The organism is Bradyrhizobium sp. (assembly GCF_019242285.1).
Taxonomy (GTDB): domain Bacteria; phylum Pseudomonadota; class Alphaproteobacteria; order Rhizobiales; family Xanthobacteraceae; genus Bradyrhizobium.
This window is the reverse complement of the sequence record NZ_JAFAVV010000505.1, coordinates 1-14956: the sequence shown is the minus strand read 5'-3', so window position 1 is coordinate 14956 and position 14956 is coordinate 1. Positions and strand designations below refer to the sequence as shown.

Annotated in this window: 12 protein-coding genes; 6 read left to right on the top strand and 6 right to left on the bottom strand. The window is 66.0% G+C overall.

The window, feature by feature from the left end:
- Positions 1-112 precede the first annotated feature (112 nt).
- Positions 113-955, bottom strand: a complete 843-nt coding sequence (locus JOY90_RS20030; RefSeq protein WP_291692840.1) for a DUF308 domain-containing protein — start codon at positions 953-955, stop codon at positions 113-115.
- Between the two features lie 320 nt (positions 956-1275).
- Here JOY90_RS20030 and JOY90_RS20025 point away from each other — a divergent pair, with 320 nt between their 5' ends.
- A complete protein-coding gene (locus tag JOY90_RS20025) occupies positions 1276-2925 on the top strand; it encodes a glycosyltransferase family 39 protein (RefSeq protein WP_291692839.1) in 1650 nt (549 codons plus the stop codon).
- Between the two features lie 37 nt (positions 2926-2962).
- On the top strand, positions 2963-3946 hold the full coding sequence (locus tag JOY90_RS20020) for an NAD(P)-dependent oxidoreductase (protein WP_291692838.1): 984 nt from the start codon (positions 2963-2965) through the stop codon (positions 3944-3946).
- 138 nt (positions 3947-4084) lie between these two features.
- Here JOY90_RS20020 and JOY90_RS20015 read toward each other — a convergent pair whose 3' ends face one another.
- The 3 genes from JOY90_RS20015 to JOY90_RS20005 form a co-directional block, all read right to left on the bottom strand.
- A complete protein-coding gene (locus tag JOY90_RS20015) occupies positions 4085-5491 on the bottom strand; it encodes an HlyD family type I secretion periplasmic adaptor subunit (RefSeq protein WP_291692837.1) in 1407 nt (468 codons plus the stop codon).
- A gap of 8 nt (positions 5492-5499) precedes the next feature.
- The gene (locus tag JOY90_RS20010) at positions 5500-7617 is read right to left on the bottom strand and encodes a type I secretion system permease/ATPase (RefSeq protein WP_291692836.1); all 2118 of its coding nucleotides are present in this window, start codon (positions 7615-7617) and stop codon (positions 5500-5502) included.
- Between the two features lie 149 nt (positions 7618-7766).
- Positions 7767-9647, bottom strand: coding sequence for a putative Ig domain-containing protein (locus tag JOY90_RS20005; RefSeq protein WP_291692835.1), 1881 nt, complete (start codon positions 9645-9647; stop codon positions 7767-7769).
- On the opposite strand from JOY90_RS20005, the gene JOY90_RS20000 reads away from it, so the two are divergent.
- A complete protein-coding gene (locus tag JOY90_RS20000; RefSeq protein ID WP_291692834.1) occupies positions 9646-9960 on the top strand; it encodes a hypothetical protein in 315 nt (104 codons plus the stop codon). The genes JOY90_RS20005 and JOY90_RS20000 overlap by 2 nt on opposite strands.
- Positions 9961-10220: 260 nt before the next feature.
- Here JOY90_RS20000 and JOY90_RS19995 read toward each other — a convergent pair whose 3' ends face one another.
- Both JOY90_RS19995 and JOY90_RS19990 read right to left on the bottom strand, forming a co-directional pair.
- Positions 10221-11624 (bottom strand): M20/M25/M40 family metallo-hydrolase, encoded by a 1404-nt coding sequence (locus JOY90_RS19995; protein ID WP_291692833.1) that lies wholly within the window; start codon positions 11622-11624, stop codon positions 10221-10223.
- 65 nt (positions 11625-11689) lie between these two features.
- Positions 11690-13306 carry a helicase HerA-like domain-containing protein gene (locus tag JOY90_RS19990; protein ID WP_291692832.1) on the bottom strand — a complete coding sequence of 539 codons (1617 nt, stop codon included), beginning with the start codon at positions 13304-13306 and terminating at the stop codon, positions 11690-11692.
- A 326-nt stretch (positions 13307-13632) separates the two neighbouring features.
- On the opposite strand from JOY90_RS19990, the gene JOY90_RS19985 reads away from it, so the two are divergent.
- From JOY90_RS19985 to JOY90_RS19975, 3 genes are all read left to right on the top strand, one after another.
- Positions 13633-13998: a DUF2267 domain-containing protein gene (locus tag JOY90_RS19985; RefSeq protein ID WP_291692841.1), complete on the top strand. Its 366-nt coding sequence runs from the start codon at positions 13633-13635 to the stop codon at positions 13996-13998.
- Positions 13999-14023: 25 nt separating this feature from the next.
- Complete coding sequence (locus tag JOY90_RS19980) at positions 14024-14431, top strand: DUF4332 domain-containing protein (RefSeq protein WP_291692831.1); 408 nt, start codon at positions 14024-14026, stop codon at positions 14429-14431.
- Between the two features lie 118 nt (positions 14432-14549).
- On the top strand, positions 14550-14956 hold a 407-nt coding region (locus tag JOY90_RS19975; RefSeq protein WP_291692830.1), incomplete at its 3' end, for a dihydropteroate synthase.

Sequence of the window (14956 nt, the reverse complement as noted above, 5' to 3'; positions counted from 1 at the left end):
ATCGTGCCAGTTTTCCGCGCGGCAGGATAGCATCCGGCTCCGTCGGCACGCAGGCATCACGTGTCAAATAGGCGTGGACGATGATCGGGGACGGCACGTCGCGCAGTACCCCTCACGCGCGCCGCTCGATATGCGCCGTCAACTCGTCGAGCGAGGCGAAGCGCATCATGCCCTCCGGCATCTGCGCCTCGATCGACCCGTCGGAATAGAGCGAGTAGGCCATGCCGTCGACCACGCCCGACTTGAGCACGGTGACGCCCGGTTGATCCGTACGGGGGGTGCCCCGCGCGGCGCCGGCATCGGTCTCGGCGAGCGGCATCCGGTTGCTGCGGCGCGGCGGCGGCTCCGCGGGGCGCGACCGGTCCATCTTCAGCCAGGCGTCCTCCAGGCTCGTCGGCGAGGTGTCGCCGGCATCGGCGGCGAGCGGCGGTCCGAGCGGATCGGGCGGCGACGGCCCGGCGGAGCGCGCCTGGGCCCGATCCCGCTCCTTGCGCGAGGCCGAGGCGAACAGCAGGTTGCGCCGCGGCTTGGCCGCCGACGCCAATTCGGACTCGCTTTCCTGCGATTCATCCTGCCGCCTGCGCGGCGGCGTTTCCTCCGGCCACGACGACGAAGCCGGCAAGGATGGCGGCCCCGGCGCCGGGCCGCCGCGGGCGCGGCCGGCCGGCCGTGGCTGCTTCTCGGTAAACTCGAAATCGTCCTCGTCAGCCATCGCAGGTGTCGACGAACGACCGCGCCCTTCGCGGACCGCGGGTTGTGCCAGCAGGCGCGCGATGCCTTTCAGCTGACCAAGCACCACGGCAAGACCGAGCAGCAGCAGACCTGAGCTGGCCCCGATCGTGCCGGCAACGATCAGGCTGTTGCCCAGGCTGAGCTCCAGCGCGACCCCATACAGAATCGCCACAAGGCCAGCCAAAATCGCGCCAATCCCGGCAATTACCAAGACGATGACCATCGAACCCATCCTCGGGACCGCGCCTGCAACGCCTGCAGGCGACGTCGCCACGATACCGCCATATTGCGCGTCCCGCCAACCGCCAATCTCACGACCTACTCTCAAAATGAAGTATAATCCGTAACTTACCTAATCTCTATGGGCTGCTCGCTGGCACGATGAACAGCCATTCATAACCCTTTCATTGTGGCACCAGCGGCAATTTGCGCCACAATTGCCAATTACCTGAAGAGGGAACATGCGCTATATGGAAGCCGGGGATTGAGGCCCAAAAGCGCCAGCGGGGACCTCTATTTAAGGACGCCGGGTTACCAATAGCTATGTCATCCATTACGACTTCCGCCATCGATACGCCATCGCGGCGCTCGGTGGAGCGGACATATGACGATCTTGCCCTGGCCGTGCTGGCCGCCGTGGCATTGATCGCAGCCCTCACCTTCCGCGATTACGGCCTCGGCTGGGACGACTACACCCATGCCGAGTACGCCGATCTCCTGCTGCGCATGTACGAGTCCGGCTTCAAGGACACCGGCGCGCTCTCCTTTGCCAATCTCTACATGTATGGCGGCGGCTTCGATATGGCCGCGGCGCTGCTGCACAAGATCATTCCGCTGGAGCTGTTCGAGACACGCCGCCTGCTCGGCGCTGCGGTCGGCGTGATCGGGCTCGCGGCGACATGGCGGCTCGCCCGGCGCGTCGGCGGGCCGCTGGCCGGACTTGCAGCTCTGCTGCTGCTCGCGCTGTGCCCGACCTTCTACGGGCACATGTTCATGAATCCGAAGGATGCGCCATTCGCGGTGGCGATGGTAATCCTGATGCTCGGGCTGGTGCGGCTCGCCGAGGAATATCCGCATCCCTCGCCGCGCACCATCCTGATCGTCGGTCTCGGCGCCGGCCTGTCGCTCGGCTCGCGGGTTCTCGGCGGCCTGGCGCTGCTCTACGCGGTGGCGGGTTTCATTCCGATGTTCGTCGAGGACATCCACACCCAGGGCGCGCGTGAAGCGGCGCATCGCTTCGTCCACGTGCTCTACGTGCTGGTGCCGGGACTCGTGCTCGGCTACCTCGTCATGGGGCTGATCTGGCCCTGGTCGATCATCAAGCCCGGCAATCCGTTCCTGGCGGCGACCTATTTCTCGCACTTCTTCGAGAAGCCCTGGAAGGAGATGTTCGACGGCGCGCTGGTGTCCGTGCCCGACATGCCCTGGTCCTATTTGCCGACGCTGTTCGCGCTGCAGATGCCGGAAGTGCTGCTGGCGCTGGCGATCGCCGGCGTCGTCGCGGCCGTGCTGATGGTGGGCCGCCGCGAGGTCGATCCCCGCCGCAAGACCATTCTCTTGATGCTGACACTGGCGGCGACCCTGCCACTCCTGATCGCGATAGTGAAGCGGCCGGCGCTCTACAACGGCATCCGGCATTTCATCTTCGTGATTCCGCCGATGACCGTACTGGGCGGGCTGGCGTTCTCGTGGGCAATGAGCTGGATGCGCGAGAACCGCCGCGGCTGGCAGCCGGCGGCGCTTGGCCTCTTCCTCTTCGGCCTGCTGCTGCCGCTCGGCGAGATGATCCGGCTGCATCCCTATCAATACACGCACTTCAACCACATCGCGGGCACGGTGCGCGGCGCTGACTACCGCTTCATGCTGGATTATTGGGGGCTGGCCTTCAAGCAGGCCGGCGAAGGCCTGCGCGAGCAGCTTGCCGAGAAGCACGAGGTGCCGCCGGCGGGCCGCAAATGGCGGGTCGCGGTGTGCGGCCCGCAGCGCCCGGCCCAGGTCGCGCTCGGCCCCGATTTCACCAATGGCTGGGACAGCCACGGCGCCGACTTCGCCATGACGCTCGGCGAGTTCTACTGCAAGGGCCTGCCGGCGCCGGTGCTGATCGAAATCAAGCGCGACGATGTCGTCTACGCCCGCGTCTACGACATCCGCGGCCGCAGCATCTCCAGCCTGTTTGCAATTCCGCCGCCCTGAAGCGGACCGATCCGAAGTTGCTGCACGAGGGTGTACCGTGACAGTCCTGGTCACCGGCAGTTCCGGCCATCTCGGCGAGGCGCTGGTGCGCGCCCTCCGGGCGCAGCGCCACCAGGCGGTGGGCATCGACGTCCGCCCGGGCGCCTTCACCGATCGCGTCGGTTCGATCACCGATCGCGCCTTTCTGCGCGACGTCATGGACGGCGTCAGCACCGTGCTGCACGCGGCGACGCTGCACAAGCCGCATGTCGCGACCCACACCCGGCAGGCCTTCGTCGACGTCAACGTCACGGGCACGCTCAACCTGCTCGAGGAGGCCGCAGCAGGTGGGGTTCGCGCCTTCGTCTACACCAGCACCACCAGCGTGTTCGGCGATGCGCTGCGCCCGCCGGCAGGCCAGCCGGCGGCCTGGGTGACGGAGGACACAACGCCGGTGCCGAAGAACATCTACGGCGTTACCAAGCAGGCAGCGGAAGACCTCTGCCAGCTGTTCGCGCGCAACCACGCGCTGCCGGCGATCGTGCTCAGGACGTCGCGGTTCTTCCGCGAGGCGGACGATGACCGCGCCGCGCGCGAGGCATATGCCGACGCGAATCTCAAGGCCAACGAGTTCCTGTATCGCCGGGTCGACATCGAGGACGTCGTGAGTGCACATCTGCGCGCGGCCGAACGAGCCCGGTCGCTCGGTTTTGCGAAATACATCATCAGCGCCACCACGCCATTTTCGCGCGCGGACGCTGTCGCGCTGCGCAACGGCGCACCGGACGTGGTCCGCCGCCTCGTGCCGGCCTATGAAGCCGAATATGCGCGCCGCGGCTGGCGGATGCTGCCCGGCATCGAGCGGGTCTATGTCAACGACAGGGCGCGTGCCGAGCTCGGCTGGCAGCCGCGGCATGATTTCGCCGGCGTGATCGCGCGGCTCGCGGCCGGCGGCGATGTCCTGAGCGCGCTGGCGCGCGTCACCGGGGCCAAGGGCTACCACGACCGCACGTTCGGCGATGGACCGTATCCGGTGGAATGACGCCGCACGAATGCGATGGACGAATCCAGCGTGCTGCGCTACAAGGCACCCACACACCCTCTACACGCTGAGATCAAACGCCGTCCAATCCCGGGCGGCGTTTTTGCGTGGGGGTTGTGGATGGGTTGAGCGGCTGCTCTATCGCTCCCGCATGGCGTCGTGCAGGTGCTCGCGCAAGGGCGCCAGCAGGAAATCGATGATGCGGCGCTTGCCGGTCAAGATCTCGGCCTTGACCGACATGCCCGGCAAGAGCACCGCTTCGCGTCCATCGACATCGAAGCTGCCGGGCTCGACGGCGATGCGCACGGTGTAGCGCAGCCTCTCGCTGGCCTCGATCCGATCGGTCTCGTCCGCGAGGCGCTGCGTGCCTTGGGTTCCCGCCGCATTGACGGGCGCAGCCTCGGCGTCCCGGTCGATCGAGATGACCTCGCCACCGAGCAGGCCATAGCGCGTGAACGGAAACGCCTCGACCTTGAGCTCGACGCGCTGGCCGGCCTCCACGAAGCCGATGTCGCGATTCTCCAGCACGGCCTCAACCTCGACATGATCATTGTCGGGCACGACCGACAGCAGTTGCTGCGCGGGCGTCACGACCGCGCCGACGGTCAGAACGTGCATCTGCTGCACCGTGCCGTCGATCGGTGCGCGCAGGGTCTGCAGGCTGGCACGCCGCGAGGCCTTGGCGAGCGCCTCCGCCGCCGCGTTCGCGCGCTCGCGCGCCTTGGCGAGCTCGCTCATCGCACTGGTGCGGATCTCGGCACCGGTGGCGACGATCTTGTCGTCGAGGCCGGCAATCGCCGCATCGAGCGAAGCGATCTTCGACTGCGTGACCTTGAGCTCCGCGCGGGTCTCGATCAGGAGCTGCTGGCTCTCCAGCTTGGCGATCACGGAGGCATAGCCGATCTCGCTCGCACGGGTGCGGATGTCGGCACGCTCGGCCACCATCGGCAACGTCGCCCCGATCTTCGCCAAGGTCTGCCGCTGCGCCTCGCGATCGGCGACATGCTGCGCCCGCTCCTGCGCGAGGCTGGCGAGCCGGCTTTCCTGCATGGCAGTCTGCGCCGACAATTGCGCCTGCGCGCGGGTGCGGTCGAGCGGAGTTGCGTCCCCGACCTGATCAAACGCCGCCGTCGTCGCGCCGTCCAGGAAGGCCGCCAGCCGCAACTCATCGAGTCTCGCGGCGACAAGGTCGTTCTGTGCCTTCTCGCGCTCGGCCAGCGCCGCGGTCTTGTCGAGCCTGATCAGGGGATCACCGGCGACGACGTGCTGGCCGGGCGAGACCAGCACCGCGGCGACGCTCGCCGTCTCGAACGGCTGCACCACCTGGGTGCGCAAATGCGGGACGAGCTTGCCGCCGGCGACTGCCACGATGTCCACCTTGCCGATGACCGACCAGCCCAATGCGGCGAGCACGACCAGCGCGAGCAACAACGCGCTCAGACGGCCGAGCGGATTGGGCGGCGTCTCGGTGATCTCCAGCGCCGCCGGCAGGAATTCGCGCTCGCGCGAAGCCTGGCTGAAGGTGACGAGGCGCAGCATCGGCATGATGTCCTTTAGCGTCCCACGGCCTGGATCCGGTGCAGCGCGGCGTACCGGCCCTCGCCCTCGACCAGTTGCTCGTGCGTGCCGTCCTCGACGATCGTCCCGTTCTCGATGGTCAGGATGCGGTCGGCGCTGCGCACGGTCGAAAGCCGGTGCGCGATGATCAGGACGGTGCGGCCTCCGACGATGTCGCGCATGTTGTTCTGGATGATGCTCTCGGATTCATAGTCGAGCGCGGAGGTCGCCTCGTCGAAGATCAGGATGCGGGGGTCGCCGATCAGGGCGCGTGCGATCGCGACGCGCTGGCGCTGCCCGCCGGACAACGACACGCCGCGCTCGCCGATCACGGTATCGTAGCCTTGCGGCATCCGGCAGATGAAGTCGTGTGCGCCGGCGAGCCGCGCCGCGGCGATCACCTGCGCCATCGGCAAGGCCGGGTCGGCCAGCGCGATGTTCTCACGCACCGAGCGGTTGAACAGGATGTTCTCCTGCAGGACCACGCCGACCTGCCGGCGCAGCCAGGACGGATCGAGCACGGCGGTGTCGATGCCGTCGATCAGCACCCGTCCGGCCTCCGGCTGGTACAGCCGCTGCGCCAGCTTGGCGATGGTACTCTTGCCCGAGCCCGACGGGCCGACGATGCCGACCACCTGCCCCACCGGAATTCGCAAACTGACGTCGCGGAGCACCGGCTGCGTGTTGACGCCGTAGCGGAAGGTAACGCGCTCGAATTCGATCGCGCCCTCGATGCTCGCCTGGCTCGCCTGCGCGCTCACGCCATGCGCCTCGACCGGCGTGTTGAGGATGTCGCCGAGCCGCTCGACCGACAGCCGCACCTGGTGGAAATCCTGCCAGACCTGCACCAGCCGCAGCACCGGCCCCGAAACCTGGGAAGCCAGCATGTTGAAGGCGACGAGTTCGCCGACCGTCATCCTGTTGGCGATGACGAGCCCGGCGCCGAGCAGCAGGGTCAGCGCGCCGACACCCTTGTTGAGCAGGTTCGACACCTGCGTCGCCCAGTTGCCGACCTGGGACACGGAAAAGGAGGCGCCGACATAGGCGGCGAGCTGCTCTTCCCAGCGTCTCTGCATCTGCGGCTCGACCGCCATCGCCTTGATGGTCTCGACCCCGGTGACGCTCTCGACCAGAAACGCCTGGTTCTCGGCGCCGCGGCGAAACTTCTCGTCGAGCCGGCGCCGGAACGCCGGCGTCGTCGCGACCGACAGCAGCGCGTAGAGCGGCAGCGCAGCGCAGACGATGAACGCCAGCGTCGCGCTGTAGAGGAACATGACGCCCAGGAACACGGCGCAGAACGCGAGATCGAGCACGAGCGTGATCGAGGAGGATGTGATGAACTGGCGAATGGTCTCAAGCTCGCGCACCCGAGCGACACTGTCGCCGACGCGGCGGCTCTCAAAATAGGCCAGCGGCAGCCGCATCAAATGGTGGAACACCCGCGCGCCGAGCTCGACATCGATCCGGTTGGAGGTGTGCGAGAACAGGTAGCTGCGCAGGCCCGACAGCACCGCTTCGAAGACCGCGATCAGCGCCAGCCCCGCGACCATCACCTCCAGCGTCGACAGGCCGCGGTGAACGAGCACCTTGTCGATCACCGTCTGGAAGATCATCGGCGTCGCAAGCCCGAAGAGCTGGATCACGAAGGAGGCGATCAGCACCTCGGGCAGGATGCTGCGGTACTTGCGCATTGCGCCCACGAACCAGCCGAGATCGAACCGCCGCGCGGTATCCGAAAGACTGGCGCGCTTCGCGATCAGGATCAGGCGGCCGTCCCACTCGCCGTCGAAAGCGGCGAGGCTCAGAAGCCTCGGCGCGGGATCGTCCATGCCTTGAATGAGCACGCCGTCTTCGGTGACCTTGCCGATCACGACGAAGCCGCCGGACCGCAGGACGGCGAGAGCAGGCAGCGGTGTTCGCCTCAGCCGCGCGACCGTCGAGCTGACGGCCCTGGCTTTGATTGGAAAGCGCGCGGCCGCGCGCAGCAGATCGTCGACCCCGAGCGCGCCGGATTTGCCGGCCTCATGCTGGATTCTGCCGGGATCAGCGACGACGCCGAGCAGATGCAGCGCCAGCGCGAGCGACCACGCACCTTGGTCCGTACATGCACGCATCGACGGCCGTTTCCCCCAATCCACATCAGCCCATGCGGGCAGCAAACCGGCTTGGCGTTGTAACCGCGTTAAGTCGGATGCTTAACCCCTCGTGTCACAGCCGTCCCGGCGCCACCGGAACGGCTGTGGTTCTTGCGGAGCCAGGCGGATCAGCCGAGCGGCGAGGACAGTGTCTGCGGGTTCGAGCTCACCTGCGGATTGAACGCGGCATGCATGCCGCCACCATCCGACAGCGAAGCGATCGCCTGGACGAAGCTCGATGCCGCCTTGGTCACGTTCACGGCAAAGGTCTCGGAAGCGGATACGCCGCCGGCGTCGGTGGCCGTGACCTTGATGCTCAGCGACGTCGCCGTCGACGGCGCCGTGCCCGTGAAGGTCTCGGTCGATGCGTTGAACTTCAGCCAGGTCGGCAGCGCCGCGCCGTTCGACAGCGTGGCCGTGTAGGTCATCGCCTCGCCCTGCGGATCGGTGAAGGTGTTTTGCGCCAGTGCGAAGTTGACGACCTGACCGGTCTTCCAGCTCTGTGTCGCGGTCTGCGCCGTCACGGTTGGCGCCGACGGCAGCGGCGTCGTGACCGCGAAGGTCTCGGACGTCGACAATCCATAGACGTCCGTCGCGGTGACCTTGATGGAGAGGCCCGCGGCATTGACGGGAACCGTTCCCGTGAAAGTCCCGGTCTGGGCGTTGAAGGTCAGCCAGGACGGCAACGCCGCGCCGCTCGCAAGTGCCGCCGCATAGGTGAGCTGGCTGCCCTGCGGATCGGTGAAGGTGTTGGCGGCGAGCTTGAAATTGACGGCCTGGCCCTGCTTCCAGGTCTGCGCCGCGGTCTGCGCCGATAGCACCGGCGCAGAAGGGCCGGCCGGCTTGCCGCCCTGCCCGATATTGTCGATGGTGATGGTATCCCCGGCGGCGAGCAGCGTGGCGAGGCTGACCTCGAAGGTCGTGGCCCAATATTGCCCGCTCTCGGTACCCCAGGGATTGCGCACCATCAGCATGCCGGTGCTGCTGTCGTAGCCGTAGATCGACATCGCGTGATTGGCGACCAGCGTGACCCTGCCGGACGAGTCCTTCGCATTCGTCCTCGACGACAGCATGATGTCGTCGCCCGCCGCGAGATCGGCGATGATGGTCGACAGCACGCTCGCGGTCGAGTTGCCGGTGTTGTAGCCCGTGACGCCGAACGAGGAATTGTAGACCGCCTTCGCCCAGGAGCCGCCATTGGCGTAGAAATCCGTGATGGCCGAGGCGCCGGTGATTTCCTCCAGCGCCATCTCCGGCGCGCCGCCATTGCCGATGGTCGACCAGGAGTTGCCGTAGTTGATGGAATTCCCCGTCACCACGCCACTGGCCTGGAGCTGCGCATATCCCTTCTCGGCCAGGCTCGCCCAGATGTCGGCGCCCGAGTTGAAGATGGTGCCGCCGTTGGCGAGCGCGTTGTTGACGGTGACATATTGCGCCACGCCGTTGACGTAGAACTTCACGCCGTAGGTATTGTTGCCGTTCGAGGTGAACATCGAGGTGATGACGCTCGAATTCTCCTTGGCGACCTCGGCGAGGCTCGCCAGCAGGTAGCAGTCGCCGAGATAGCCCTGGTTGATGTCGTTCATGCTCGGGCCGCCCGAACCGAACAGCGGGCTCGACGAGGTGGAATAGGACACCGAGAAGGTGCCGGCACCGCTCATCGTCACCTTCGAGGACGGCAGATCGGTGCCCATGAACCACTTGCCGATCAACTCCGAAAGCTGGGTCGCGGAGGCTCCTGCGGCAAGATTGCCGAGCGCCGTCGAGCTTGCGCCGCCGCCGGTCCAGGTGGCGTTGGCGGCGCTGCCGTTCACCAGCGACTGGGTGATGCTGGTCAGGTAGGTGGAGGCCGACATGCCGTTGTTGAGATTGGCGGCGATGGTCTTCAGGTCGGCGAATTGCGCGGCGGTGAGCTTGGCGTTGCCATTGGCGAGCGTCGCGTCGAGATCGTTGAAGAGCTTGGTGAGCCCCGCATAGCTCACCGTGCCGTTGACATCGGCAGCCGCCATGTCGGCGGCGATCGAGGCCGTCGACAGCGAGCTGATCCAGGACGGCAACGCAGACACACTCGCCGTCTTGGGTGTCGCGGACGACCCGCCGGAGGGCGCGATCGGAGACGTGCTGGCGGACGTCGACACGGTGGACGAAGTGAGCGTTGCGCTGATGACGGGAAAGCTCTCCGCCGGCGCCGCCTGCGGCACGAGCTGCGAGTCCGGCGCAGACGGTCCAAACCATACGACCGGGGCCTGCGCACCGCCGCGGCCGATGAACGAAACGTCCGACCCGCAAGAGCCGAAATCATCGCTTGCGTTCTCGGCTTGACTTCCATGATTGCTTCGCAACTTCGACATGGGGGAAAAGCTCATCCTTCAAGACATGATCGTGCGCAGGGCCGCGCACCAAAGTGGGACGACCTTCGCCGCGATGTCTTGCTGTCGAGCTTTATTGTCCCGTCGAATTTTAGCGAAGCACGTATACGCGCCGAAAAAATCAGAGACGGCCGGCCGGCAAGCCGTAGTTCGCCGGAGAGTTCTGAAAGGCACGTTAAGCGGCGCCATGAAAGATGCGATGACGACCGTCGATCAGCGCGGCAACTCCGCGAGCGCGGCGAGGATGCGCGCCCACGAGCGGATGCCCTTGTGGTAGCTCTTCAGGTCGTACTTCTCGTTCGGCGAATGGATGTTGTCGTCGTCGAGGCCGAAACCGACCAGCAGCGAATCGAGACCGAGCGTCTTCTTGAAGTCGGCGACGATCGGGATCGAGGCGCCGGAGCCGATCAGCAGCGCCTCCCTGCCCCATTCGTCGGTGAGCGCCTGCTTGGCGGCCGCGAGCGGCTTCATGTTCCAGTCGAGCGCGATCGCGGGCGCGCTGGAATGATCGCCGAACTCGACCTTGCAGTCGCCGGGAATCTGCGCGGACACATAGTCGCGGAAGGCCTTTCGGATCTTCGCAGGATCCTGCCCCTCGACGAGGCGGAACGAGACCTTTGCCGAGGCCTGCGCCGGGATCACGGTCTTCGAGCCTTCGCCGATATAGCCGCCAACGATGCCGTTGACGTCGCAGGTCGGCCGCGAGGAAATCTGCTCGATCAGGAGGCGGTCCTTCTCGCCGGCAGGGATCGACAGCCCGATCGGCTTCAGGAAGGTTTCCGCCGAGAGATTGAGCTTCTTCCACTGCGCCAGGATGTCCGGCGGCAGGTCCTTCACCCCGTCATAGAAGCCGGGAATGGTGATGCGGTTATTGTCGTCGAACAGGCCGCCCAGAATCCTGGTCAGCACGCGGATCGGGTTCTGCGCGCCACCGCCGAATACGCCCGAATGCAGGTCGCGGCTGGCGGCCTTGATCTTGATCTCCTCATAGACCAGCCCGCGCAATGCGGTCGTGATCGCGGGGGTATTCGGGTCCCACATGCCGGTATCACAGACCAGCGCATAATCGGCCGCGAGCTCGTGCTTGTTCTCCTCCAGGAACGGCACGAAATTCTTGGAGCCGATCTCCTCTTCGCCTTCGATCAGCAGCGTGACGTCGAGCGGCAGCGCGCCAGTGGCGTGCTTCCAGGCGCGGCACGCCTCGACGAAGGTCATGAGCTGGCCCTTGTCGTCCTCGGCGCCGCGCGCGACGATGATCTTGCGTCCGTCGGCATGGTCGGTCACGACGGGCTCGAACGGAGGGCGGTGCCAGAGATCGAGTGGATCGACCGGCTGCACGTCGTAGTGGCCGTAGAACAGCACGCGCGGGCGTGCCCCGCCGCCGTTGCTCTTGGCAACGATTGCGGGATGCCCCCTGGTCGGCCGGACGTCGGCTGCGAAGCCGATGCTGGAGATATCCTTCGCGAGATGGTCGGCCGCCGCCTTGCAGTCGCCGGCGAAGGCCGGATCGGCCGAGATCGACTTGATCCGCAACAGCGCGAACAACCGCTCCAGGCTGTTGTCGAAATCGGCATCGATCCTGTCGAGGACGGCGTTGAGCTTGGAGGCGTCGGACATTCGGGGTTCCCTGGTTTGCGGGGTTCGGCCACCTGCTTGTACCGCCCTTGCCGCCCGCGAGCTAGTCAGCCCCGGCGCAACAGGCCGCCCAGCGCGCCGCGGACCAGCGAGCGGCCGATCGAACCGCCCAGCGAGCCGCCGACATCCCTGCCGACATTGGCCGCTGCCCCGCCGATCACCTTGTCGGTGACCGAGCGCGCGATATTGCGCGCGATCAGTTGCCCGGTCGACAGCCGGCCGTGCTTGACATTGGTGCCGAATATCGAGGCCGCCCACGCGCCGATCTGGCCGAGAATGCCGCCGCTCGAGCCGCCACCCGCCGGCGCTGCCGTCCCGGCGATGCGCTTCTGCAGCATCTCATAGGCGGATTCCGCGTCCACCGCGGTATCATACTTGCCCTTGACCGGACTCGCATCGATGATCGCCTTGCGTTCCTCGGCCGTGACCGGCCCGATCCGTGCCGACGGCGGGCGGATCAAGGCGCGCTCGACCATCGCCGGCACGCCATTGCCTTCCAGGAACGACACCAGCGCCTCGCCCTTGCCGAGTTCGGTGATGGCTCTCGCGGTATCGAGCTTCGGGTTGGGCCGGAAGGTCGCGGCGGCGGCCGCGACCGCCTTCTGGTCGCGCGGCGTGTAGGCGCGCAGCGCATGCTGGATGCGGTTACCGAGCTGGCCGAGCACACGGTCCGGGACGTCGATCGGGTTCTGGGTGACGAAATAGACGCCGACGCCCTTGGAGCGGATCAGGCGCACCACCTGCTCGATCTTGTCCATCAGCGATTTCGGCGCGTCGTTGAACAACAGATGCGCCTCATCGAAGAAGAAGACCAGCTTGGGCTTCGGCGGATCGCCGACCTCCGGGAGCTCCTCGAACAATTCCGACAACATCCAGAGCAGGAAAGTCGCGTAGAGCCGCGGATTCTGCAGCAGCTTGTCGGCGACGAGGATGTTGACCATTCCGCGCCCGTCGCGATCGGTCCGCATGAAGTCCTTCAGCGTCAGCGCCGGCTCGCCGAAGAACTTGGTGCCACCCTGGTTTTCCAGCACCAGGAGCTGGCGCTGGATGGTGCCGACAGTCGCGCGGGTGACGTTGCCAAAACCCTGCGCCGCCTTCCGGATATCGGCGAGCGGATCGCTGCCGCCGTCGGCCTTCTTCTTGCCGGGGTCGGGAACGATGGCATCCAACAGCGCGCGCAGATCCTTCATGTCGATCAGCGTCAGGCCGTTGTCGTCGGCGACGCGGAAGGCGACGTTGAGCACGCCCTCCTGCACGTCGTTCAGATCAAGCATGCGCGAAAGTAATAGCGGACCCATCTCGGTGACGGTCGCGCGCACCGGATGGCCCTGCTCGCCGAACACGTCCCAGAATATCGTGGAAAACTGATCGGGCTGATAGGCAAGCCCGATCTCGGCCGCCCGTTTGGCGATAAAGTCGCTCGCCTTGCCTGCCTCTGCGATGCCGGAGAGATCGCCCTTGATGTCGGCGGCGAAAACCGGGACCCCGGCGCGGGCAAATCCCTCGGCCATGACCTGCAGCGAGACGGTTTTTCCGGTGCCGGTCGCGCCCGTCACCAGGCCGTGGTGGTTGCCAAGCGCGAGCGTGAGCCAAGCCGGCTGCTCACCCTTGCCGACGAAAATCTTCTCGTTGGTATCCGCCAACAGGGCATCCGAGATCGCCATCGCACTGCTTCCAACATCGATCGAGCGCTTCGGCCCGGATCATAGTGCAACTTTCCGGGCGAACAAACGTCGCTTGCGAAACGACGCCGATGATGAGAATCAACCGACGTCGCATTTTGTTCCCGACGAAAGTCGAAGCGGGCGCAAGCGCGAAGTGAATTTACCTGCCGATTTCGCTTCGGCTCTTGCATTGCTGCAACACTTGCGTTGCGATTGAAGCTTCGATGGCGTCATCGCTTGTAATTCGGTTTTCCACGGCTCAAGATGTTTCTCGTTTCAGAGCGCGGGCCGGGCCGGCAGTTCGCCGGCTGAAGGCGGGGCAAATTATGGACGAATTGATTGGACTGCTGGCCTCGAAGGCCGGCATCGACCGCGCCGTGGCCGAAAAAACCATCGGCATCATCCTGGGCTTTCTGCGCAGCGAGGGCCCTTCGGGCAAGGTCCAGATGCTGATCGACGGGATTTCGGGCGCCGAGGCCGCGATCGCCGCTTCCAATCAGAGCGCCGGCCTCGCCCGGCTGATGGGCGGCGGACTGATGGCGGCCGGCACGCGGCTGATGGGACTGGGCCTCGGCATGGAGCAGATTCAAAACATCGCACGTGAACTTTTTCGCTTCGGCCGCGACACAATCGGAGCGGAGACGATGGGCGAGATCATCGCGGAGACACCGGGACTCAGCCAGTTCGCCTGAAGCACATTTCCTGACATCGAGCATCATGACATACCCGATCTCCGAGATTGAAGGCATGACGGCCTTCGCTGCCTCCAAGCTGAAATCGCAGGGCATCCGCACCACCGATGCATTGCTGGAAGCAGCCCGCACCGTGAAGGGCCGCAAAGCCTTGTCGGCGAAGACCGGCATCACCGAGCAGCAATTGCTGGCGTGGGCGAACGTGTCCGACTACATGCGGATTCCCGGCATGGGCAAGGCCAAGGTCGGGCTGATGCGCGCCGCCGGCGTGACCACGGTGCGCGAGCTCGCACATCGCAATCCGGCGCGCCTCGCGCAGAACATGAAGGAAGTCAACACCAAGCGAAAGCTGGTGCGCGTGCTGCCGTCGGAGAGATCCGTGGAGCAGTTGATCGAGCAGGCCCGCAAGCTGCAGCCCAAGATCACGTACTAGACATTCCCCGTTAGGCGGACTGACGCTCGGGGCGGCGCCATCGCCTGCAAAATGCCCGCCACCGCACCTCATTCCGCACCATCTTGACTCGCATGCGGCGACCGCGCAAAGCGACCGCATGACGGCAAGCTCCAAAATCGCCGACACTGCGCCCGGCCTGCACCCGCTGCTGCGGGGGCTACTGGAGAAATCCTGTCCGGCTGTGATGGGCGTGCTGAACGTCACGCCCGACTCGTTCTCGGACGGCGGCCAGTTCCTTGCCGCCGACCGCGCGCTGGAGCAGGCACGGCGCCTGATCGCCGAAGGCTGCGACATCATCGACATCGGTGCGGAATCGACCCGTCCCTATGGCGGCATGGCGCCGATTTCGGCCGAGGAGGAACTGGCGCGGCTGCGGCCGGTGCTGGCGAAAGTGGTGGCGCTCGGCGTGCCCGTCTCCATCGACAGCCTGAAGCCGGAGGTCACAGCCTTTGCGCTGGACCAGGGTGCCGTCATTGCCAACGACGTCTGGGGCCTGCAGCGCGA

Excerpts from the sequence above, each read along its gene's own strand:
- JOY90_RS20000 (WP_291692834.1), top strand. The coding sequence starts at position 9,646 with ATGTCGGCGGCGATCGAGGCCGTCGACAGCGAGCTGATCCAGGACGGC.
- JOY90_RS19995 (WP_291692833.1), bottom strand. The coding sequence starts at position 11,624 with ATGTCCGACGCCTCCAAGCTCAACGCCGTCCTCGACAGGATCGATGCC.
- JOY90_RS19980 (WP_291692831.1), top strand. The coding sequence starts at position 14,024 with ATGACATACCCGATCTCCGAGATTGAAGGCATGACGGCCTTCGCTGCC.
- JOY90_RS20005 (WP_291692835.1), bottom strand. The coding sequence starts at position 9,647 with ATGGCGGCTGCCGATGTCAACGGCACGGTGAGCTATGCGGGGCTCACC.
- JOY90_RS20010 (WP_291692836.1), bottom strand. The coding sequence starts at position 7,617 with ATGCGTGCATGTACGGACCAAGGTGCGTGGTCGCTCGCGCTGGCGCTG.
- JOY90_RS20025 (WP_291692839.1), top strand. The coding sequence starts at position 1,276 with ATGTCATCCATTACGACTTCCGCCATCGATACGCCATCGCGGCGCTCG.
- JOY90_RS19985 (WP_291692841.1), top strand. The coding sequence starts at position 13,633 with ATGGACGAATTGATTGGACTGCTGGCCTCGAAGGCCGGCATCGACCGC.
- JOY90_RS19990 (WP_291692832.1), bottom strand. The coding sequence starts at position 13,306 with ATGGCGATCTCGGATGCCCTGTTGGCGGATACCAACGAGAAGATTTTC.
- JOY90_RS20015 (WP_291692837.1), bottom strand. The coding sequence starts at position 5,491 with ATGCCGATGCTGCGCCTCGTCACCTTCAGCCAGGCTTCGCGCGAGCGC.
- JOY90_RS20030 (WP_291692840.1), bottom strand. The coding sequence starts at position 955 with ATGGTCATCGTCTTGGTAATTGCCGGGATTGGCGCGATTTTGGCTGGC.